This window comes from Streptomyces sp. NPDC088915, from assembly GCF_044749825.1.
Taxonomy (GTDB): Bacteria; Actinomycetota; Actinomycetes; order Streptomycetales; family Streptomycetaceae; genus Streptomyces.
On sequence record NZ_JBIVIR010000017.1, the window covers coordinates 179365 to 196055 of the forward strand.

Annotated in this window: 15 protein-coding genes; 12 read left to right on the forward strand and 3 right to left on the reverse strand. The window is 72.9% G+C overall.

Translation table 11 applies throughout. The features are described from left to right. Positions 1–15 precede the first annotated feature (15 nt). The 3 genes from ACIP5O_RS28625 (at position 16) to thrS (ending at position 4092) form a co-directional block, all read left to right on the forward strand. Positions 16–582, forward strand: a complete 567-nt coding sequence (locus tag ACIP5O_RS28625; RefSeq protein WP_062758507.1) for a DUF4365 domain-containing protein — start codon at positions 16–18, stop codon at positions 580–582. Then, positions 582–1955: a hypothetical protein gene (locus tag ACIP5O_RS28630; protein ID WP_401298153.1), complete on the forward strand. Its 1374-nt coding sequence runs from the start codon at positions 582–584 to the stop codon at positions 1953–1955. Before ACIP5O_RS28625 ends, ACIP5O_RS28630 begins: the two co-directional genes overlap by 1 nt. Before the next feature lie 151 nt (positions 1956–2106). Then, complete coding sequence (gene thrS / locus ACIP5O_RS28635; RefSeq protein WP_401298156.1) at positions 2107–4092, forward strand: threonine--tRNA ligase; 1986 nt, start codon at positions 2107–2109, stop codon at positions 4090–4092. A gap of 39 nt (positions 4093–4131) precedes the next feature. On the opposite strand, the gene ACIP5O_RS28640 is transcribed toward thrS, so the two are convergent. Then, entirely contained in the window at positions 4132–4830 is a 699-nt protein-coding gene (locus ACIP5O_RS28640; RefSeq protein WP_401298158.1) for a potassium channel family protein, read from the reverse strand. A 65-nt stretch (positions 4831–4895) separates the two neighbouring features. On the opposite strand from ACIP5O_RS28640, the gene ACIP5O_RS28645 reads away from it, so the two are divergent. Further along, positions 4896–5459, forward strand: a complete 564-nt coding sequence (locus ACIP5O_RS28645) for an HIT family protein (RefSeq protein WP_401298161.1) — start codon at positions 4896–4898, stop codon at positions 5457–5459. Between the two features lie 70 nt (positions 5460–5529). Here the strand turns inward: ACIP5O_RS28645 and ACIP5O_RS28650 are convergent, their stop codons facing one another. Then, entirely contained in the window at positions 5530–7188 is a 1659-nt protein-coding gene (locus ACIP5O_RS28650) for a hypothetical protein (RefSeq protein ID WP_401298164.1), read from the reverse strand. 175 nt (positions 7189–7363) lie between these two features. Beyond that, on the reverse strand, positions 7364–9616 hold the full coding sequence (locus tag ACIP5O_RS28655; protein ID WP_401298167.1) for an elongation factor G-like protein EF-G2: 2253 nt from the start codon (positions 9614–9616) through the stop codon (positions 7364–7366). Positions 9617–9959: 343 nt separating this feature from the next. On the opposite strand from ACIP5O_RS28655, the gene pgsA reads away from it, so the two are divergent. The 8 genes from pgsA to ACIP5O_RS28695 all read left to right on the forward strand — a co-directional run bounded on the left by pgsA (position 9960) and on the right by ACIP5O_RS28695 (position 16594). Next, complete coding sequence (gene pgsA, locus ACIP5O_RS28660) at positions 9960–10622, forward strand: phosphatidylinositol phosphate synthase (protein ID WP_401298170.1); 663 nt, start codon at positions 9960–9962, stop codon at positions 10620–10622. After that, a complete protein-coding gene (locus ACIP5O_RS28665; protein WP_401298173.1) occupies positions 10619–11683 on the forward strand; it encodes a phosphatidylinositol mannoside acyltransferase in 1065 nt (354 codons plus the stop codon). The genes pgsA and ACIP5O_RS28665 overlap by 4 nt, the downstream gene beginning before the upstream one ends. Continuing rightward, on the forward strand, positions 11680–12834 hold the full coding sequence (locus tag ACIP5O_RS28670) for a glycosyltransferase family 4 protein (protein WP_401298176.1): 1155 nt from the start codon (positions 11680–11682) through the stop codon (positions 12832–12834). The genes ACIP5O_RS28665 and ACIP5O_RS28670 overlap by 4 nt, the downstream gene beginning before the upstream one ends. Positions 12835–12953: 119 nt before the next feature. Continuing rightward, entirely contained in the window at positions 12954–13595 is a 642-nt protein-coding gene (locus ACIP5O_RS28675; protein ID WP_401298178.1) for an N-acyl homoserine lactonase family protein, read from the forward strand. Positions 13596–13606: 11 nt separating this feature from the next. Continuing rightward, entirely contained in the window at positions 13607–14149 is a 543-nt protein-coding gene (locus ACIP5O_RS28680; RefSeq protein WP_125659606.1) for a hypothetical protein, read from the forward strand. 115 nt (positions 14150–14264) lie between these two features. Then, a complete protein-coding gene (pdxS, locus tag ACIP5O_RS28685; RefSeq protein WP_356549004.1) occupies positions 14265–15179 on the forward strand; it encodes a pyridoxal 5'-phosphate synthase lyase subunit PdxS in 915 nt (304 codons plus the stop codon). 6 nt (positions 15180–15185) lie between these two features. Continuing rightward, entirely contained in the window at positions 15186–15779 is a 594-nt protein-coding gene (gene pdxT / locus ACIP5O_RS28690; protein ID WP_125659609.1) for a pyridoxal 5'-phosphate synthase glutaminase subunit PdxT, read from the forward strand. A gap of 62 nt (positions 15780–15841) precedes the next feature. Then, positions 15842–16594: a YebC/PmpR family DNA-binding transcriptional regulator gene (locus ACIP5O_RS28695; protein WP_383440429.1), complete on the forward strand. Its 753-nt coding sequence runs from the start codon at positions 15842–15844 to the stop codon at positions 16592–16594. Positions 16595–16691 lie beyond the last annotated feature (97 nt).

Sequence of the window (16691 nt, forward strand, 5' to 3'; positions counted from 1 at the left end):
GGGAAGGAAGAAGACATGGCGCTCGCCCAGCCCGAGTCGGGAGGGCTGCCGCCCCAGCGGGCAGCACCGACGCGCGGCTCACTCGCCACCACCGCCTGCATGGAGACCCTCCAGGTGGGATACCTGCACGCCGTCGCGGCCGCGGCGGGCTGCTCGCTGTCCCAGCCCTTTCCGGACAACGGCATCGACTGGCACGTGAGCCACAGCGCTCCCGGCCACACCGTCGACGACGAGGTGACCATCAAGGTGCAGCTCAAGTGCACCTACCAGATACCGCCGCGCCCGCAGGGGAGCACGTTCTCCTTCACCCTGGACAACGACCACCTGGTGAAGCTCGCCCGGACCCCCGTGTCCGTGCACAAGATCCTGGTCGTGATGCTCGTCCCGAGGTCGCGCGACGACTGGCTGAGGGCGGGTCACGACCGGCTCGACCTGCGGCACTGCTGCTACTGGACCAACCTGGCCGGACACCCGGTCACGGGACGGCGCCGGACCACGGTGCGCATCCCGACGACACGGATCTTCGACGACCGGGCGCTCTGCGAGATCATGACCCGGGTCGGGGTGGGAGGGAGACCTTGATGCACCGACCGATCGACGACCCCGGATTCGGGGGAGAGGGGGACGGCGCCGGGTACGGTCCCGTCCCCCCGCCCTACCGGCCCCACCCGGCCCCCGGCGACCCCTCGGGGCCCCGGAGTGATGCCTCCGGGTCCCGGAACGGTGCTTCCGGATCCCGGGCCGGCGCCCCCGCGCCCCGGTCCGGGATCCCCGGTCCGTCCGCCGGGCCCTGGACCGGCGCCCACGACGCGCCCGACCCCGGCCGCGTCGACCCCCGGGTCCTCGGCGCCCTGCTCGCCCGCCACGGCTGGCGGCGGCGCGGCGGGGCGGCCGGCCGCTACAGCCGCTGGACCCCGCCCGGCACCGGTGCCGGCACGAGCCTCCTCGTCCCCGAGAGCCGCGCCTTCCCGGACTGCGAGGACCTGCTCGGCGAGGCCCTCGCCGCCCTCGCCCACAGCGCCACGCCCTCCGCCCGCGAGGTCCTCACCGGCCTCGCCGTGCCCAGCGACGAGATCCGCTGGTGGCGCGACGTGCCCCCCGGCCCCGCCGGCACCGTCCCCTGGACCGTGCGGGAACAGCTCGGGTCGGCCGCCCGCCAGCTCCTCCTCGCCGGCGCGCTCGCCGTGCGCGGCCGGGCCGGCTACTACGGCGCCCGGCACCGGCGCCCCGCGCAGGCCTCCCTGGAGAGCGTCCTCGTCGGCGCGTCCCCCGACGGGCGCGGCCTCACCGCCTTCCTGCCCGTCGACCCGGGCCGCCCGATCGCCGTCCGGCTCTACCACGCGCTCCACGCGGCCCGCGAGGCCGTCGACTACCGGCGGGCCACCGGCGGCACCGAGGCCTTCGACGCCGCCGTCGAGGCGGGCGTCAGCCGCGAGCTCACCGAGGCCCTCGTCGCCCTCGTCCGGGGCACCGAGGGCGCCCGCGTCGCCCTGGAGTGGGCCCCGGCCGCCGGACCGCCCGAGGGGTGCGCCGCCCGGCCCGAACCGGTCGAGTTCTCGCCCGGCGACCTGCCCGCCCTGCGCGAGGCGAGCGCCCGCTACCGGACCGGCGAGCCCTCCGTGCCGGTCCGCCTCACCGGCGCCGTCGTCCGCATGCGCCGCTCCGGGCCCCGGGGCGCGGGCACCGTCCGGCTCCGCGTCCTCGGCGGGGCCGAGGTCCCGCACGTCCGCGTCACCCTCGACGAGGAGGCGTACCGCACCGCCGGCCACGCCCATCTCGTCGGACTGCCGATCCGGGTCTCCGGCCGGCTGGAGAGCCGGGGCGGCTTCCGGCGCCTCACCGACGCCTCCGAGGTCGTCCCCGTCCAGGTCGACGAGACGGAGCGGGACCGCCTGATGAAGGCGCTCCACGAGAACCTCGACTTCTTCGAGGAGGCGTGCGGGCCGGAGGACTGAGGCCGGACCGGGCGCGGGCCGGGCCCGGAAACGCCGAGGACGGGCGCCCGGCGGAGCCCGTAAGATCGACGGTGCGCGGCACCTCGTCTCTGTCGCGCACCGCTGACGCCGGCACCTCGTGTCTGCCGGCGCCCCGATGTATGGAGCACCAGTGTCTGATGTCCGTGTGACCGTCCAGTCCGCCTCGGAAGCAGAGGAGAGGGCGGTGAGCGCGGGCACCACCGCCGGCGCCCTGTTCGCCGACGACCGTACGATCGTGGCCGCCCGCGTCGGCGGTGAGCTCAAGGACCTGTCGTACGAGCTCGCCGACGGCGACGTCGTCGAGGGCGTCGAGATCTCCTCCCCGGACGGTCTCGACATCCTGCGCCACTCGACCGCCCACGTCATGGCCCAGGCCGTGCAGGAGCTCTTCCCCGAGGCCAAGCTGGGCATCGGCCCGCCGGTCCGGGACGGCTTCTACTACGACTTCGACGTCGAGCGGCCCTTCACTCCCGAGGACCTCAAGGTCATCGAGAAGAAGATGCAGGAGATCCAGAAGCGCGGGCAGCGCTTCGCCCGCCGCGTGGTGACCGACGAGGCCGCCCGCGAGGAGCTCGCCGACGAGCCGTACAAGCTGGAGCTCATCGGCATCAAGGGCTCCGCGGCTGTGGAGGACGGCGCCGACGGCGCGAACGTCGAGGTGGGCGGCGGCGAGCTGACCATCTACGACAACCTCGACGCCAAGACCGGCGAGCTCTGCTGGAAGGACCTCTGCCGCGGTCCCCACCTGCCGACCACCCGGAACATCCCGGCGTTCAAGCTGATGCGGAACGCGGCCGCCTACTGGCGCGGCAGCGAGAAGAACCCGATGCTCCAGCGCATCTACGGCACCGCCTGGCCGTCCAAGGACGAGCTGAAGGCGCACCTCGACTTCCTCGCCGAGGCCGAGAAGCGCGACCACCGCAAGCTGGGCAACGAGCTGGACCTCTTCTCGGTCCCGGACGAGATCGGCTCCGGCCTCGCGGTCTTCCACCCCAAGGGCGGCATCATCCGCCGGGTCATGGAGGACTACTCGCGCAAGCGGCACGAGGAGGAGGGCTACGAGTTCGTCTACTCGCCGCACGCCACCAAGGGCAAGCTGTTCGAGAAGTCGGGCCACCTGGACTGGTACGCCGAGGGCATGTACCCCCCCATGCAGCTCGACGAGGGCGTGGACTACTACCTCAAGCCCATGAACTGCCCGATGCACAACCTGATCTTCGACGCGCGCGGCCGCTCCTACCGCGAACTGCCGCTGCGCCTGTTCGAGTTCGGCACCGTGTACCGGTACGAGAAGTCCGGCGTCGTCCACGGCCTGACCCGGGCCCGCGGCTTCACCCAGGACGACGCGCACATCTACTGCACCCGCGAGCAGATGGCGGACGAGCTGGACCGGACCCTCACCTTCGTCCTGAACCTGCTCCGCGACTACGGCCTGACCGACTTCTACCTGGAGCTGTCCACCAAGGACCCGGAGAAGTTCGTCGGCTCCGACGAGGTGTGGGAGGAGGCCACCGCGGTCCTCCAGCAGGTCGCCGAGAAGCAGGGCCTCCCGCTGACCCCCGACCCGGGCGGCGCCGCGTTCTACGGCCCGAAGATCTCGGTGCAGGCGAGGGACGCCATCGGCCGTACCTGGCAGATGTCGACCGTGCAGCTCGACTTCAACCTGCCGGAGCGCTTCGACCTGGAGTACACCGCGCCGGACGGCACCAAGCAGCGCCCGGTCATGATCCACCGCGCGCTGTTCGGCTCGATCGAGCGCTTCTTCGCGGTGCTCCTGGAGCACTACGCGGGCGCGATGCCGCCGTGGCTGGCGCCCGTGCAGGCGACCGGCATCCCGATCGGCGACGCGCACGTCGAGTACCTGCAGGAGTTCGCCGCGAAGGCGAAGAGGCAGGGGCTGCGGGTGGAGGTCGACGCCTCCTCGGACCGGATGCAGAAGAAGATCCGCAACGCCCAGAAGCAGAAGGTCCCGTTCATGATCATCGCGGGTGACGAGGACATGGCCGCCGGCGCCGTCTCCTTCCGCTACCGCGACGGTTCGCAGGAGAACGGCGTGCCCGTCGACGAGGCCCTCGCCAAGATCGCCAAGCTGGTCGAGGACCGCGTCCAGGTCTGACGACCGGGGCGTCCGGCGGCCCGTCCGGCCGGAGCGCGTTCAGGAGGCCCCCGGGGAATCCCCCGGGGGCCTTCCCGCGTCCGCCCGCTTCTCGTCCTCCCGCGTGAACGCCTGGATCAGCCAGGACGAGAACGAGCCCGTCACCGCCCCGAGCAGCGCGAGGCCGCAGGCCATCAGGCCCACCGCCGTCACCCGGCCGACCGGGGTCACCGGGGACACGTCCCCGTACCCCACCGTCGCCAGCGTCGCGCACGTCCACCACACCGAGTCGCCGAAGGTGACGATCGTGGCCCCGGGGGCGTCCACCTCGTGGTGGTAGACCGTGAGCGACCCCGCGAAGCCGAGCAGGGAGACGCTGAGGCCCGAGTAGACCATCACGCGCCCGTAGAGGCCGAGCCTCGGACCGTGGCGGCGCTGGACCCGGTCGTACAGCTTCACCATCCGCAGCGGACGCAGCAGGGGGAGGACCACGACCAGGGTGTCGAGGGGGTGGGCGCGCAGGAAGCGGTGCGGAGCGAGGCCGCTCAGCCGGAGCCGTACCAGGTAGTCCACGACGAAGAGGGCCCAGGCGCCGAGGGTGGTCGCGAGGCAGGCGTCGTGCCAGACCTCGGGGAGGTCGCGGGCGAGGACGTGAACGGCGTAGGCGGTGAGGAAGGCGAGGGAGGCCACCGCGAGCGGGACCTCCATGCGGCGGTCCCAGCGCTCCTGCCGGGACGGTGTCGGTGGCCTGTCGCTCATCGCACCAGCATGGACGGCGGACGGATCCCTCGCCCCGGCGACACGTTCCGAACGGACGACGCAATATGCTGCACGGCATGACGACTGAGCCGGAGCAGCAGATCGGAGTGGGGACGCAGGACGCGTTCCAGCGCCTGTGGACGCCTCACCGGATGGCGTACATCCAGGGCGAGAACAAGCCGACCGGGCCGGGTGCCGAGGACGGCTGTCCGTTCTGCTCGATCCCGTCGAAGTCGGACGAGGACGGCCTGGTGATCGCGCGCGGCGAGAGCGTGTACGCGGTCCTCAACCTGTACCCGTACAACGGCGGTCACCTCATGGTCGTCCCCTACCGGCACGTCGCCGACTACACGGACCTGGACGCGGCGGAGACGGCGGAGCTGGGCGACTTCACGAAGCGGGCGATGGTGGCGCTGCGGGCGGCCTCCGGCGCGCACGGCTTCAACATCGGCATGAACCAGGGCGCGGTGGCGGGCGCCGGCATCGCCGCGCACCTGCACCAGCACGTGGTGCCGCGCTGGGGCGGGGACACCAACTTCATGCCGGTCGTCGGACACACGAAGGTGCTGCCGCAACTGCTCGCGGACACCCGCAGGATGCTGGCCGACGCCTGGCCGGCCGGGGTCTGATCCGTACGCACGCGAGGACCCGGCCCCCGATTCCGTACGGGGGCCGGGTCCTCGCGCGCGTGCGGGCCGGTCAGGCGTCGTAGACGTCGGCCTTCCGGGGGCTCGCCTCCTGGACGCCGCCGCTGAGGACGAGCGAGCGGTTGGTGAAGCGCTCGGTGTCGACGTTGTGCTCGTCGAGGACCTTGATGGTGGCGTTGTGGACCGCGCGCAGCACCGGGGTGGCCATGCGGATGGCGTCGTCGGCCATGAAGCGGTTCTTCCAGAGCGGCCCGGCCCAGACGTGGCGCAGGCCGAAGGGCTCCGGCAGGACGAGCTTGCCGCCGAGGAACTCCAGGACCGGCGGGAACCAGGTGAGCGGGGCGCGGACGGCCATCCGGACGATGTCGTGGGTCTCGGTCAGCCGCAGTTTGATCTCGCGGGTCTCCCAGAAGCGGACGGACTTGGAGACCACCTTGGTCTTCGCCGCCGGCTTGCCGCTGAAGAGGCCGTGGACGGGGCCGAGGGCGTGGCCGGTGACCTCGACGCGGAGCGTGTGGTGGAGCGAGGTCACGGTGACCATCATGGTGAGGACCAGGTTCCCGTCCCACAGGGTGAACTGCACGCCCAGGTAGTGGCGGTTGCCGGCGCCGAACTGCTGCTCGTTGCAGATGCGCTGTATCTCGTGGGGCTTCACCTGGTAGTGGACGACGTTGTCGCCCTCGGGGCGGGTGACGGAGTCGGCCCCCTCGCCCACCGGGACGACGATCCAGTGCTTCACCGTCGGCTTGGGGAAGCCGCTCTTGAGCGAGCCGCGCTCCAGGAGGGTGAGCTGCTCGTGGATCTTGCGCACGACGTCCCAGGTGCGGAAGTCGTGGAGCTCCTTGCCGGCCCGGGGGACGAGCTCCTCGGCGAGCGTCCAGCTGCCCCAGCGGGTGCCCAGGCCGAGGATGCCCTTGGGGCCGGCGTAGAACACGACGTTGGACTGCTGCTCGGCGGAGAGCTTCTCCAGGTTCTGCCGGAGCTCCTCGGCGGCCTTCTCGCCGGGGTCGCGGGGGGCCGCCTCGGGGATCTTGGCGCCGATCCCGCCGCCGCCGAGCAGGGCGCTCCAGCGCTCGCGCAGCTCGACGGCGGTCCGCTCGCAGACGCGGCGGGCGAGGAACCAGCCGACGACCGGGGCCACCAGCATGAGGCGCAGATAGGTCGGCAGGACTCCGGCGAAGGGCAGCTTGAACATCACGAGCAGGGCGAGGAATCCGGCGGCGGCGAGCACCGCGTTGCCGAGGAGGCCGGTGCTCCTGTTCGAGGAGCCGGTGGTGAACCGGCGGAGCTGGATGACGGCGAGCCAGAGCAGCAGGCCGGGCAGGAAGAGGACCGCGCAGACGAGGGTGATCAGGGTCAGCTTCACGTCCCGCTGCTTGCGGATGCGGTTGGCGGCGAGGCAGTGCACCACGACCGGCTGGGGCTCCACGCCGAAGGACTGGATGAGCGCGCCGCGGGCCCCGCCGAGCATCCGCGTCTGGACGGCGTGGGAGAAGGCCTCGCCGAGGTCGGGGTGGAAGAGCTTGTGCAATCGGCCCTGGGTGACCTTCGTCTTGTACAGCTCGTTGTCGGCTTCCATGATCTTGTCGACCGGATCGTCGCGGTACGCGGCGGAGGCGAGGGCGTGGGTCGCCGCCGTCTGCCCGTCCGAGCCCTGGAGGGGGACCTGCGCCCCGAGACCGAAACCGTCCATCGCCACTGCCGCCCCCATCGTGCCGAGTCCCTGTGCGGGCTGTTTCCCAACTGCGGTGCCCCGCACACCTTCTGAGCTGGGCACCCCAGCGTAACCGGGTACCCCCCGACGCGTCACCGGACTGCGGGGGGACGGCCGAATGCCGCCCGCCCCGCGACCGCGGAACGGGCGGCTTCGGCCGTCGGGCCGTCAACTAGGAGCTTCTTCCGGCCTCTTGCCGGACCTTCTCCGCCAGGTGGGGCGGCATCGGCTCGTGCCGGGCGTACGTGCGGTCGAACCGGCCGGTGCCGTGCGACACGGACCTCAGGTCGACCGCGTACCGCACGATCTCGGTCTCCGGCACCTCGGCCCGCACGAGGGTCCGCCCCGGGCCCGCCCGGTCGGTGCCGACGACGCGGCCGCGCCGCCCCGACAGGTCGCTCATGACCGGGCCGACGTACTCGTCGGGGACGAGGACCCCGATCTCGTCCACCGGTTCCAGGAGGCGGACGGGGACGTCGGCGGCCGCCTCGCGCAGCGCGAGGGCGCCGGCCGTCTGGAAGGCGGCGTCGGAGGAGTCGACGGAGTGGGCCTTGCCGTCGCGCAGGGTGACCCGGACGTCGACGAGCGGATGGCCGGTGGCGATCCCGCGCGCGGCCTGGGCCCGCACGCCCTTCTCGACGGAGGTGACGAAGGGGCGGGGGACCGCGCCGCCGACCACCTTGTCGACGAACTCGACGCCGCTGCCCGGCGGCAGCGGCTCCACGTCGATCTCGCAGATGGCGTACTGGCCGTGGCCGCCGGACTGCTTGACGTGCCGGCCCCGGCCCGAGGAGGCGCCGCCGAAGGTCTCGCGCAGCGCCACCTCGTACGGCACGGCGTCGACCCGCACGCCGTGGCGCTCGCGGAGGCGTTCCAGGGCGACGTCCTGGTGGGCCTCGCCCAGGCACCACAGGACCATCTGCCGGGTGTCCGGGTTCTGTTCGAGCCGCAGGGCCGGGTCCTCGGCGACCAGCCGGGCGAGGCCCTGGGAGAGCCGGTCCTCGTCGGCCTTGCCGTGGGCCCGCACGGCGAGCGGCAGCAGGGGTTCGGGCAGGGTCCACGGCTCCATCAGGAGCGGGTCGTCCTTGGCGGAGACGGTGTCGCCGGTCTCCGCGTGCCCGAGGCGGGCGACGCAGGCGAGGTCCCCGGCGACGCAGTGCGCCACGGGGCGCTGCTGCTTGCCGAAGGGGGAGGTGAGCCCGCCGATCCGGTCGTCGGCCTCGTGGAGGTCCCGCTCACGGGGACCCCGCCCGTCGGGCTCCGCGCCCGGTTCCGTCCCGTGCGCGTCCGTGAGGCCGTGGCCGCAGACGTGGACGGTCTCGTCGGGGCGCAGGGTGCCGGAGAAGACCCGGACCAGGGAGATCCGGCCCACGTAGGGGTCGGCGGCGGTCTTGACGACCTCGGCCACCAGGGGCCCGTCGGGGTCGCAGACGACCGGGGGCCGGGGCCGCCCGTCGGGGGTGGTGACGGCGCGCGGCCCGTGCTCCAGGGGGGAGGGGAAGCCGCGGGTGACCAGCTCCAGGAGTTCGACGGTGCCGAGGCCCTGGGTGCCGCCCTCGGCGGCGGGGGCGGCCGCGAGGACCGGGTGGAAGGCGCCCCGGGCGACGGCCTTCTCCAGGTCCTCGACGAGGATCTCCGGGGCGATCGGCTCGCCGCCGAGGTAGCGGTCCATGAGGGTCTCGTCCTCGCTCTCGGCGATGATCCCCTCGATGAGCCGGGCGCGGGCCTGCGCGACCTGCTCCCGCCGGCCCTCGTCGGGCGGTTCCTCCCGCCGCACCCCCGTCGAGTAGTCGAGGATCCGCTCCGTGAGCAGGCCGACCAGGCCGGTCGCGGGCGCGTGCCCGTCGGCGCCCTCGGGGCCGTGCACCGGCAGGTAGAGGGGGAGGACGGCGTCCGGGTCGTCGCGGCCGAAGAGCCCGGCGCAGACCTCGGTCAGCTCCGTGAAGCCGGTGCGGGCGGTGTCGAGGTGGGTGACGACGATGGCGCGGGGCATGCCGACGGCGGCGCACTCCTCCCAGATCGCGCGCGTGGAGGCGGCGACGGCGTCGGCCTCCTGGGCGGCCGAGACGACGAAGAGGGCCGCGTCCGCCGCGCGCAGACCGGCCCTCAGCTCCCCGACGAAATCGGCGTACCCGGGGGTGTCGATCAGATTGATCTTGTGTCCGTCCCAGCCGACCGGGACGAGCGAGAGCTGGACGGAGCGGTGGCGGCGCTGCTCGATCTCGTCGTGGTCCGAGACCGTGCCGCCGTCCTCGACGCGTCCGGCCCGGTTGAGCGCGCCCGCGGTCTGCGCGAGGGCCTCGACGAGCGTCGTCTTGCCCGATCCGCTGTGGCCGACCAGCACCACGTTCCGTATGTCCGAGGGCCGGTCGGCCGTCGGAGCCCTGCCGGCGGCCCCGGCGGGTGTCTTCGCCCTGTCACCCATGACGTGTTCCTCCCGACTGCTCGCACGGTGCGGCGGGACGCGGGCGCAGGGGAGTGGTGTGTCGCGGTGGTGCGGCTTCCGCGGTGCCCGCGGTGCCTTGCGGTGGTCCTTCGAGCTTGGCACCGACACCGGGGCGCGGCCATCCGCGCGGGGCGCGGCGCGCGTCCGGTACGCGGAGTCCGCCGGGCCCCGGGGCCCCTCCGGCGGATCACGGCCGGGCAGGCCCGAGGGGGACGCCGACGCGGCGGGGCGGGTACCCGCCGGTAGCCGGGGGCGCGCGTGACTACGATGGGCGGGCCGGTGGTCGCAGGGGCCGCGCGGCCCACCGAACCTCGGGAAGGCCATGCTGAACAAGTACGCGCGTGCCTTTTTCACGCGTGTCCTCACACCGTTCGCCGCGTTTCTGCTCCGCAGGGGCGTCAGCCCCGACGCGGTCACGCTCATCGGCACGGCGGGGGTGATGGCCGGTGCGCTGGTCTTCTTCCCCCGCGGCGAGTTCTTCTGGGGCACGATCGTCATCACCCTGTTCGTCTTCTCCGACCTCGTCGACGGCAACATGGCCCGGCAGGCGGGGATCTCCAGCCGCTGGGGCGCCTTCCTCGACTCGACGCTCGACCGGGTCGCGGACGGCGCGATCTTCGGCGGCTTCGCGCTCTGGTACGCGGGCAAGGGCGACGACAACGTGATGTGCGCCGTGGCGATCTTCTGCCTGGCGAGCGGCCAGGTCGTCTCGTACACCAAGGCCCGCGGCGAGTCGATCGGCCTGCCGGTCGCCGTCAACGGCCTGGTCGAGCGCGCCGAGCGGCTCGTCATCTCGCTCGTCGCCGCCGGCCTGGCCGGGCTGCACGCCTTCGGCGTCCCCGGCATCCAGGTGCTGCTGCCGATCGCGCTGTGGATCGTGGCCGTCGGCAGCGCGGTCACCCTGGGCCAGCGGGTGGTCACCGTACGGCGGGAGTCGGCCGAGGCGGACGCCGCCGCGGCCGGGGGGAGCGGGGCGGCGTCGTGAGCGACCTCAAGGACCGGCTCAGCGACGGCCTGTACGGCCTGGGCTGGGCGACCGTGAAGAAGCTGCCCGAGCCGGTGGCCGCGGGCCTCGGCCGGCGGATCGCCGACCTCGCGTGGAAGCGGCGCGGCAAGGGCGTCCTGCGCCTGGAGTCCAACCTCGCGCGCGTGGTGCCGGACGCCACGCCCGAGCGGCTCGCCGAGCTGTCGAGGGCCGGCATGCGCTCGTACATGCGGTACTGGATGGAGTCCTTCCGGCTGCCGGCCTGGAGCAAGGAACGGGTCGAGCGCGGGGTGGACATCAAGGACATCCACCGTCTGAAGGAGAGCCTCGCCTCCGGGCGCGGCGTCGTCCTGGCACTGCCGCACCTGGCCAACTGGGACCTCGCGGGCGTGTGGGCGACCCGCGTGCTCGGCCTGCCGTTCACCACGGTCGCCGAGCGGCTCGAACCGGAGTCGCTGTACGACCGGTTCGTCGCCTACCGCGAGTCCCTGGGCATGGAGGTCGTGCCGCACACCGGCGGCTCCGCCTTCGGCAGGCTGGCGCGGCGGCTGCGGGCCGGCGGCCTGGTCTGCCTGGTCGCGGACCGGGACCTGTCGGCCTCCGGCACCGAGGTCACGTTCTTCGGGGACACCGCGCGGATGCCGGCCGGCCCGGCGATACTCGCCCAGCAGACGGGCGCCCTGCTGCTGCCGGTGACGCTCTGGTACGACGACACGCCGGTCATGAAGGGCCGGGTCCACCCGCCGGTGGAGGTGCCCGGGGAGGGTACGCGGGCGGAGAAGACGGCCGTCATGACCCAGGCCCTCGCCGACGCCTTCGCCGAGGGCATCGCGGACCACCCGGAGGACTGGCACATGCTGCAACGGCTGTGGCTCGCGGATTTGGAGGAGCGGGGCGCGGAGGAGCAGGGGCCCGGCGCGCGGGTCTCGGAGGAGCGGGGCGCGGCGGGGCGGGACCCCGGCGAGCGGGTCCCGGAGAAGCGGATTCCGGAAGAGCGGGGCGCGGCGGGGCAGGGCCCCGACGAGAGGACCCCGGAGCGGAGAGAGGGCGGGGCGGCGTGAGGATCGGGATCGTCTGCCCGTACTCCTGGGACGTGCCGGGCGGCGTCCAGTTCCACATCCGCGACCTCGCCGAGCACCTGATCCGGCTCGGCCACGAGGTCTCCGTCCTGGCCCCGGCCGACGACGAGACCCCGCTGCCGCCGTACGTGGTCTCGGCCGGGCGGGCCGTCCCCGTGCCGTACAACGGCTCGGTGGCCCGGCTCAACTTCGGCTTCCTGTCGGCCGCGCGGGTGCGCCGCTGGCTGCACGACAACGCCTTCGACGTCGTCCACATCCACGAGCCGACCTCGCCGTCGCTCGGGCTGCTCACCTGCTGGGCGGCGCAGGGGCCGATCGTGGCCACCTTCCACACCTCGAACCCGCGCTCGCGGGCGATGATCGCCGCGTACCCGATCCTCCAGCCCGCCCTGGAGAAGATCAGCGCGCGGATCGCCGTGAGCGAGTACGCGCGGCGCACGCTCGTCGAGCACCTCGGCGGCGACGCCGTCGTCATCCCCAACGGCGTCGACGTGGACTTCTTCGCCCGCGCCGAGCCGAAGGAGGAGTGGCAGGGCGAGACCCTCGGCTTCATCGGCCGGATCGACGAGCCCCGCAAGGGCCTGCCCGTCCTCATGAAGGCCCTGCCCCGCGTCCTCACCGAGCGGCCCGGGGCGCGGCTCCTGGTCGCCGGGCGCGGCGACGAGGAGGAGGCGGTGGCCTCGCTGCCGCCCGGGATGCGCTCCCGGGTGGAGTTCCTCGGCATGGTCAGCGACGAGGACAAGGCGCGGCTGCTGCGCAGCGTCGACGTGTACGTGGCGCCCAACACCGGCGGCGAGAGCTTCGGCATCATCCTCGTCGAGGCGATGTCGGCCGGCGCGCCCGTGCTCGCCGCCGACCTGGACGCCTTCGCGCAGGTCCTCGACCAGGGCGGCGCGGGCGAACTCTTCGCCAACGAGGACGCCGACGCCCTCGCGGACGCGGCGATCCGCCTCCTGGGCGACGAGGAGCGCCGCAAGGAGCTGAGCACCCGCGGCTCGGCCCACGTCCGCCGCTTCGACTGGTCCACCGTCGGCGCGGACGTCCTCGCCGTCTACGAGACCGTCACGGACGGCGCGGCGGCCGTGGACACGGACGAGCGGGTGGGCGGCCTGCGGGCCCGGCTGGGGCTGTAGTTGTAGTCGTAGGGGGCCTGACCGCCCGTGTCCGCCCGTACGGCACGGACGGCGGCCGGAGCCGTACGCCTCCGGCTGAAACCCCCCGCCCGCCGGGCCCCGCGCCGCAGGCTGGGGCGATGAACCCGATCACCGTGCACCGGCTCGACCTCGGGCACTTCACCCGCCCCGCCGAGGAGTGGGGCGGGCCCCACGCGCGCGTGGAGCCCGTCTTCGGCTACCTCGTGCGGCACGCGCGCGGGGCACTCCTCCTCGACACCGGCATGGGCACCGGCTCCCCCGAGACCGACGCCCACTACCGGCCGGTCCGCAAACCGCTCACCGTCCGCCCCGGGGACGTGGACGCCGTCGTCAACTGCCACCTGCACTTCGACCACATCGGCGGCAACCAGCGCTTCCCCGGCACCCCCGTCCTCGTCCAGCGCACCGAACTCGCCCTCGCCCGGGCCGGCGGGCACACCATCGACTCGCTCCTGCCCGGCGTCCGGTACGAGGAACTGGACGGCGAGCACGAGATCGCGCCCGGCGTCCTCGTCGTGCCCACGCCCGGCCACACCGAGGGGCACCAGTCGCTCCTCCTCGACCACGGTGACCGCGTGACCGTCCTCGCGGGCCAGGCGTACGACTTCGCGGGCGAGTTCGGCGTCCCGTACCGCCCCTGGCTCGACCGGCTCGCCGAACTGGCCGCCGGCCGCCCGGCCCGTGTCCTGTTCGCCCACGACCACGCCCTTTGGGAAGGCGTGCTGCCACCGCCCCGGTAGCCTGTGCGCCCGTGACCGAAACCCTGATCTGGACCGTCGTCGCGCTGATCGTCATCGGCGTCTACCTGAGCTGGACCGCCGGGCGGCTCGACCGGCTGCACTCGCGCATCGACGCCGCGCGCGCGGCCCTGGACGCGCAGTTGCTGCGCCGGGCCTCGGTCACCCAGGAGCTGGCCACCTCCGGAGTCCTCGACCCGGCCGCCTCGATCGTCCTGTACGAGGCCGCGCACGCCGCCCGGCAGGCCGAGGAGGACCAGCGGGAGGTCGCCGAGAGCGAGCTCAGCCAGGCGCTGCGGGCCGTCTTCGGCGAGCCCGAGCAGATGGAGCTCGTACGGGAGGCCCCCGGCGGCGAGGAGGCCGCGGGGGAGCTCGCGCAGGCCGTGCGCCGGGTGCCGATGGCCCGCCGCTTCCACAACGACGCCGTACGGGCCGCCCGCGCCCTGCGCCGCCACCGCACGGTCCGCTGGCTCCGGCTCGCGGGCCACGCCCCCTTCCCGCTGGCCTTCGAAATGGACGACGAGCCGCCGGTGGCCCTTGCCGATCGCCCGGCTTGATCCTTTCGACCTGCGAAAACGAGCCACCGGGTCCACATTGGCCCTTGCCGTGGCCCGCAGGTGGACTGTTTCCTCGTGTCTGTCGTCAACCCCCGTTGTCACCAGTGAGGTATCCGTGTCCACCACGCCTTCCACCCCCTCCTCGTCCCCCGAGACCGGCACCGCGCGCGTGAAGCGCGGCATGGCCGAGCAGCTCAAGGGCGGCGTGATCATGGACGTGGTCAACGCCGAGCAGGCGAAGATCGCCGAGGACGCCGGCGCCGTGGCCGTCATGGCCCTGGAGCGGGTCCCCGCGGACATCCGCAAGGACGGCGGCGTGGCCCGCATGTCCGACCCGAACATGATCGAGGAGATCATCGGCGCGGTCTCCATCCCGGTGATGGCCAAGTCCCGCATCGGCCACTTCGTCGAGGCCCAGGTCCTGCAGTCCCTCGGCGTCGACTACATCGACGAGTCCGAGGTCCTCACCCCGGCCGACGAGGTCAACCACTCCGACAAGTGGGCCTTCACCACCCCCTTCGTCTGTGGCGCCACCAACCTGGGCGAGGCCCTGCGCCGCATCGCCGAGGGCGCGGCCATGATCCGCTCCAAGGGCGAGGCCGGCACCGGCAACGTCGTCGAGGCCGTCCGCCACCTGCGCCAGATCAAGAACGAGATCGCCAAGCTGCGCGGCTTCGACAACAACGAGCTGTTCGCCGCCGCCAAGGAGCTGCGCGCCCCGTACGAGCTCGTCAAGGAGGTCTCCGAGCTCGGCAAGCTGCCGGTCGTCCTCTTCTCCGCCGGTGGCGTCGCCACCCCCGCCGACGCCGCGCTCATGCGCCAGCTCGGCGCCGAGGGCGTCTTCGTCGGCTCCGGCATCTTCAAGTCGGGCGACCCGGCCAAGCGCGCCGCCGCCATCGTGAAGGCCACCACCTTCTACGACGACCCGAAGGTCATCGCGGACGCCTCCCGCAACCTGGGCGAGGCCATGGTCGGCATCAACTGCGACACCCTCCCCGAGGCCGAGCGCTACGCCAACCGGGGCTGGTAAGCACCGATGAGCAGCACTCCCGTGATAGGTGTCCTGGCCCTCCAGGGCGACGTACGGGAGCACCTGATCGCCCTGGCCGCGGCGGACGCCGTGGCCAGGCCGGTGAGGCGCCCCGAGGAGCTCGCCGAGGTCGACGGCCTGGTCATCCCCGGTGGTGAGTCCACCACCATCTCCAAGCTGGCCGCGCTCTTCGGCCTCATGGAGCCGCTGCGCGAGCGCATCGCCGCCGGCCTGCCGGTCTACGGCACCTGCGCCGGCCTGATCATGCTCGCCGACAAGATCCTCGACCCGCGCTCGGGCCAGGAGACCTTCGGCGGCATCGACATGATCGTCCGCCGCAACGCCTTCGGCCGGCAGAACGAGTCCTTCGAGGCCGGCGTCACCGTCGCGGGCATCGAGGACGGCCCCGTCGAGGGCGTCTTCATCCGGGCCCCCTGGGTGGAGTCGGTCGGCGCGGACGTCGAGGTCCTCGCCGAGCACGGGGGACACGTCGTCGCCGTACGGCAGGGCCGGGCGCTCGCGACCTCGTTCCACCCCGAACTCACCGGCGACCACCGCCTCCACGCCCTGTTCGTCGACATGGTGCGCGCGGCGGGCTGATCCGATCCCGGTAGGATCTCTGGGGTTCGTTCGGAAAAGGGTTACGCGAAGGAGACAGGCAGATGTCCGGCCACTCTAAATGGGCTACGACGAAGCACAAGAAGGCCGTGATCGACGCCAAGCGCGGCAAGCTCTTCGCGAAGCTGATCAAGAACATCGAGGTCGCGGCCCGCACGGGCGGCGCCGACCCCGAGGGCAACCCGACCCTCTTCGACGCCATCCAGAAGGCGAAGAAGAGCTCGGTCCCCAACAAGAACATCGACTCCGCGGTCAAGCGCGGCGGTGGTCTCGAGGCCGGCGGCGTCGACTACGCCACGATCATGTACGAGGGCTACGGCCCGAACGGCGTCGCGGTGCTCATCGAGTGCCTCACCGACAACCGCAACCGCGCCGCCTCCGACGTGCGCGTGGCCATGACCCGCAACGGCGGCTCCATGGCCGACCCGGGCTCCGTCTCGTACCTGTTCAACCGCAAGGGCGTCGTCGTGCTCCCCAAGGGTGAGCTGACCGAGGACGACGTCCTGGGCGCGGTCCTCGACGCGGGCGCCGAGGAGGTCAACGACCTCGGCGAGTCCTTCGAGGTCGTCAGCGAGGCCACCGACCTGGTCGCGGTCCGCACCGCGCTCCAGGAGGCCGGCATCGACTACGACTCCGCCGACTCCAGCTTCGTCCCGACCATGCAGGTCGAGCTGGACGAGGAGGGCGCGCGCAAGATGTTCAAGCTGATCGACGCGCTGGAGGACAGCGACGACGTGCAGAACGTCTTCGCCAACTTCGACGTCAGCGACGAGGTCATGGCGAAGGTCGACGCCTGACACCTGCTTTCCGCAGCGGGCCGACGGGGACACGCTCCCGTCGGCCCGCTGCGTTGTCGGTGCCAGCCGATAGCCTGCTCAAACAGGAGATCGAAGA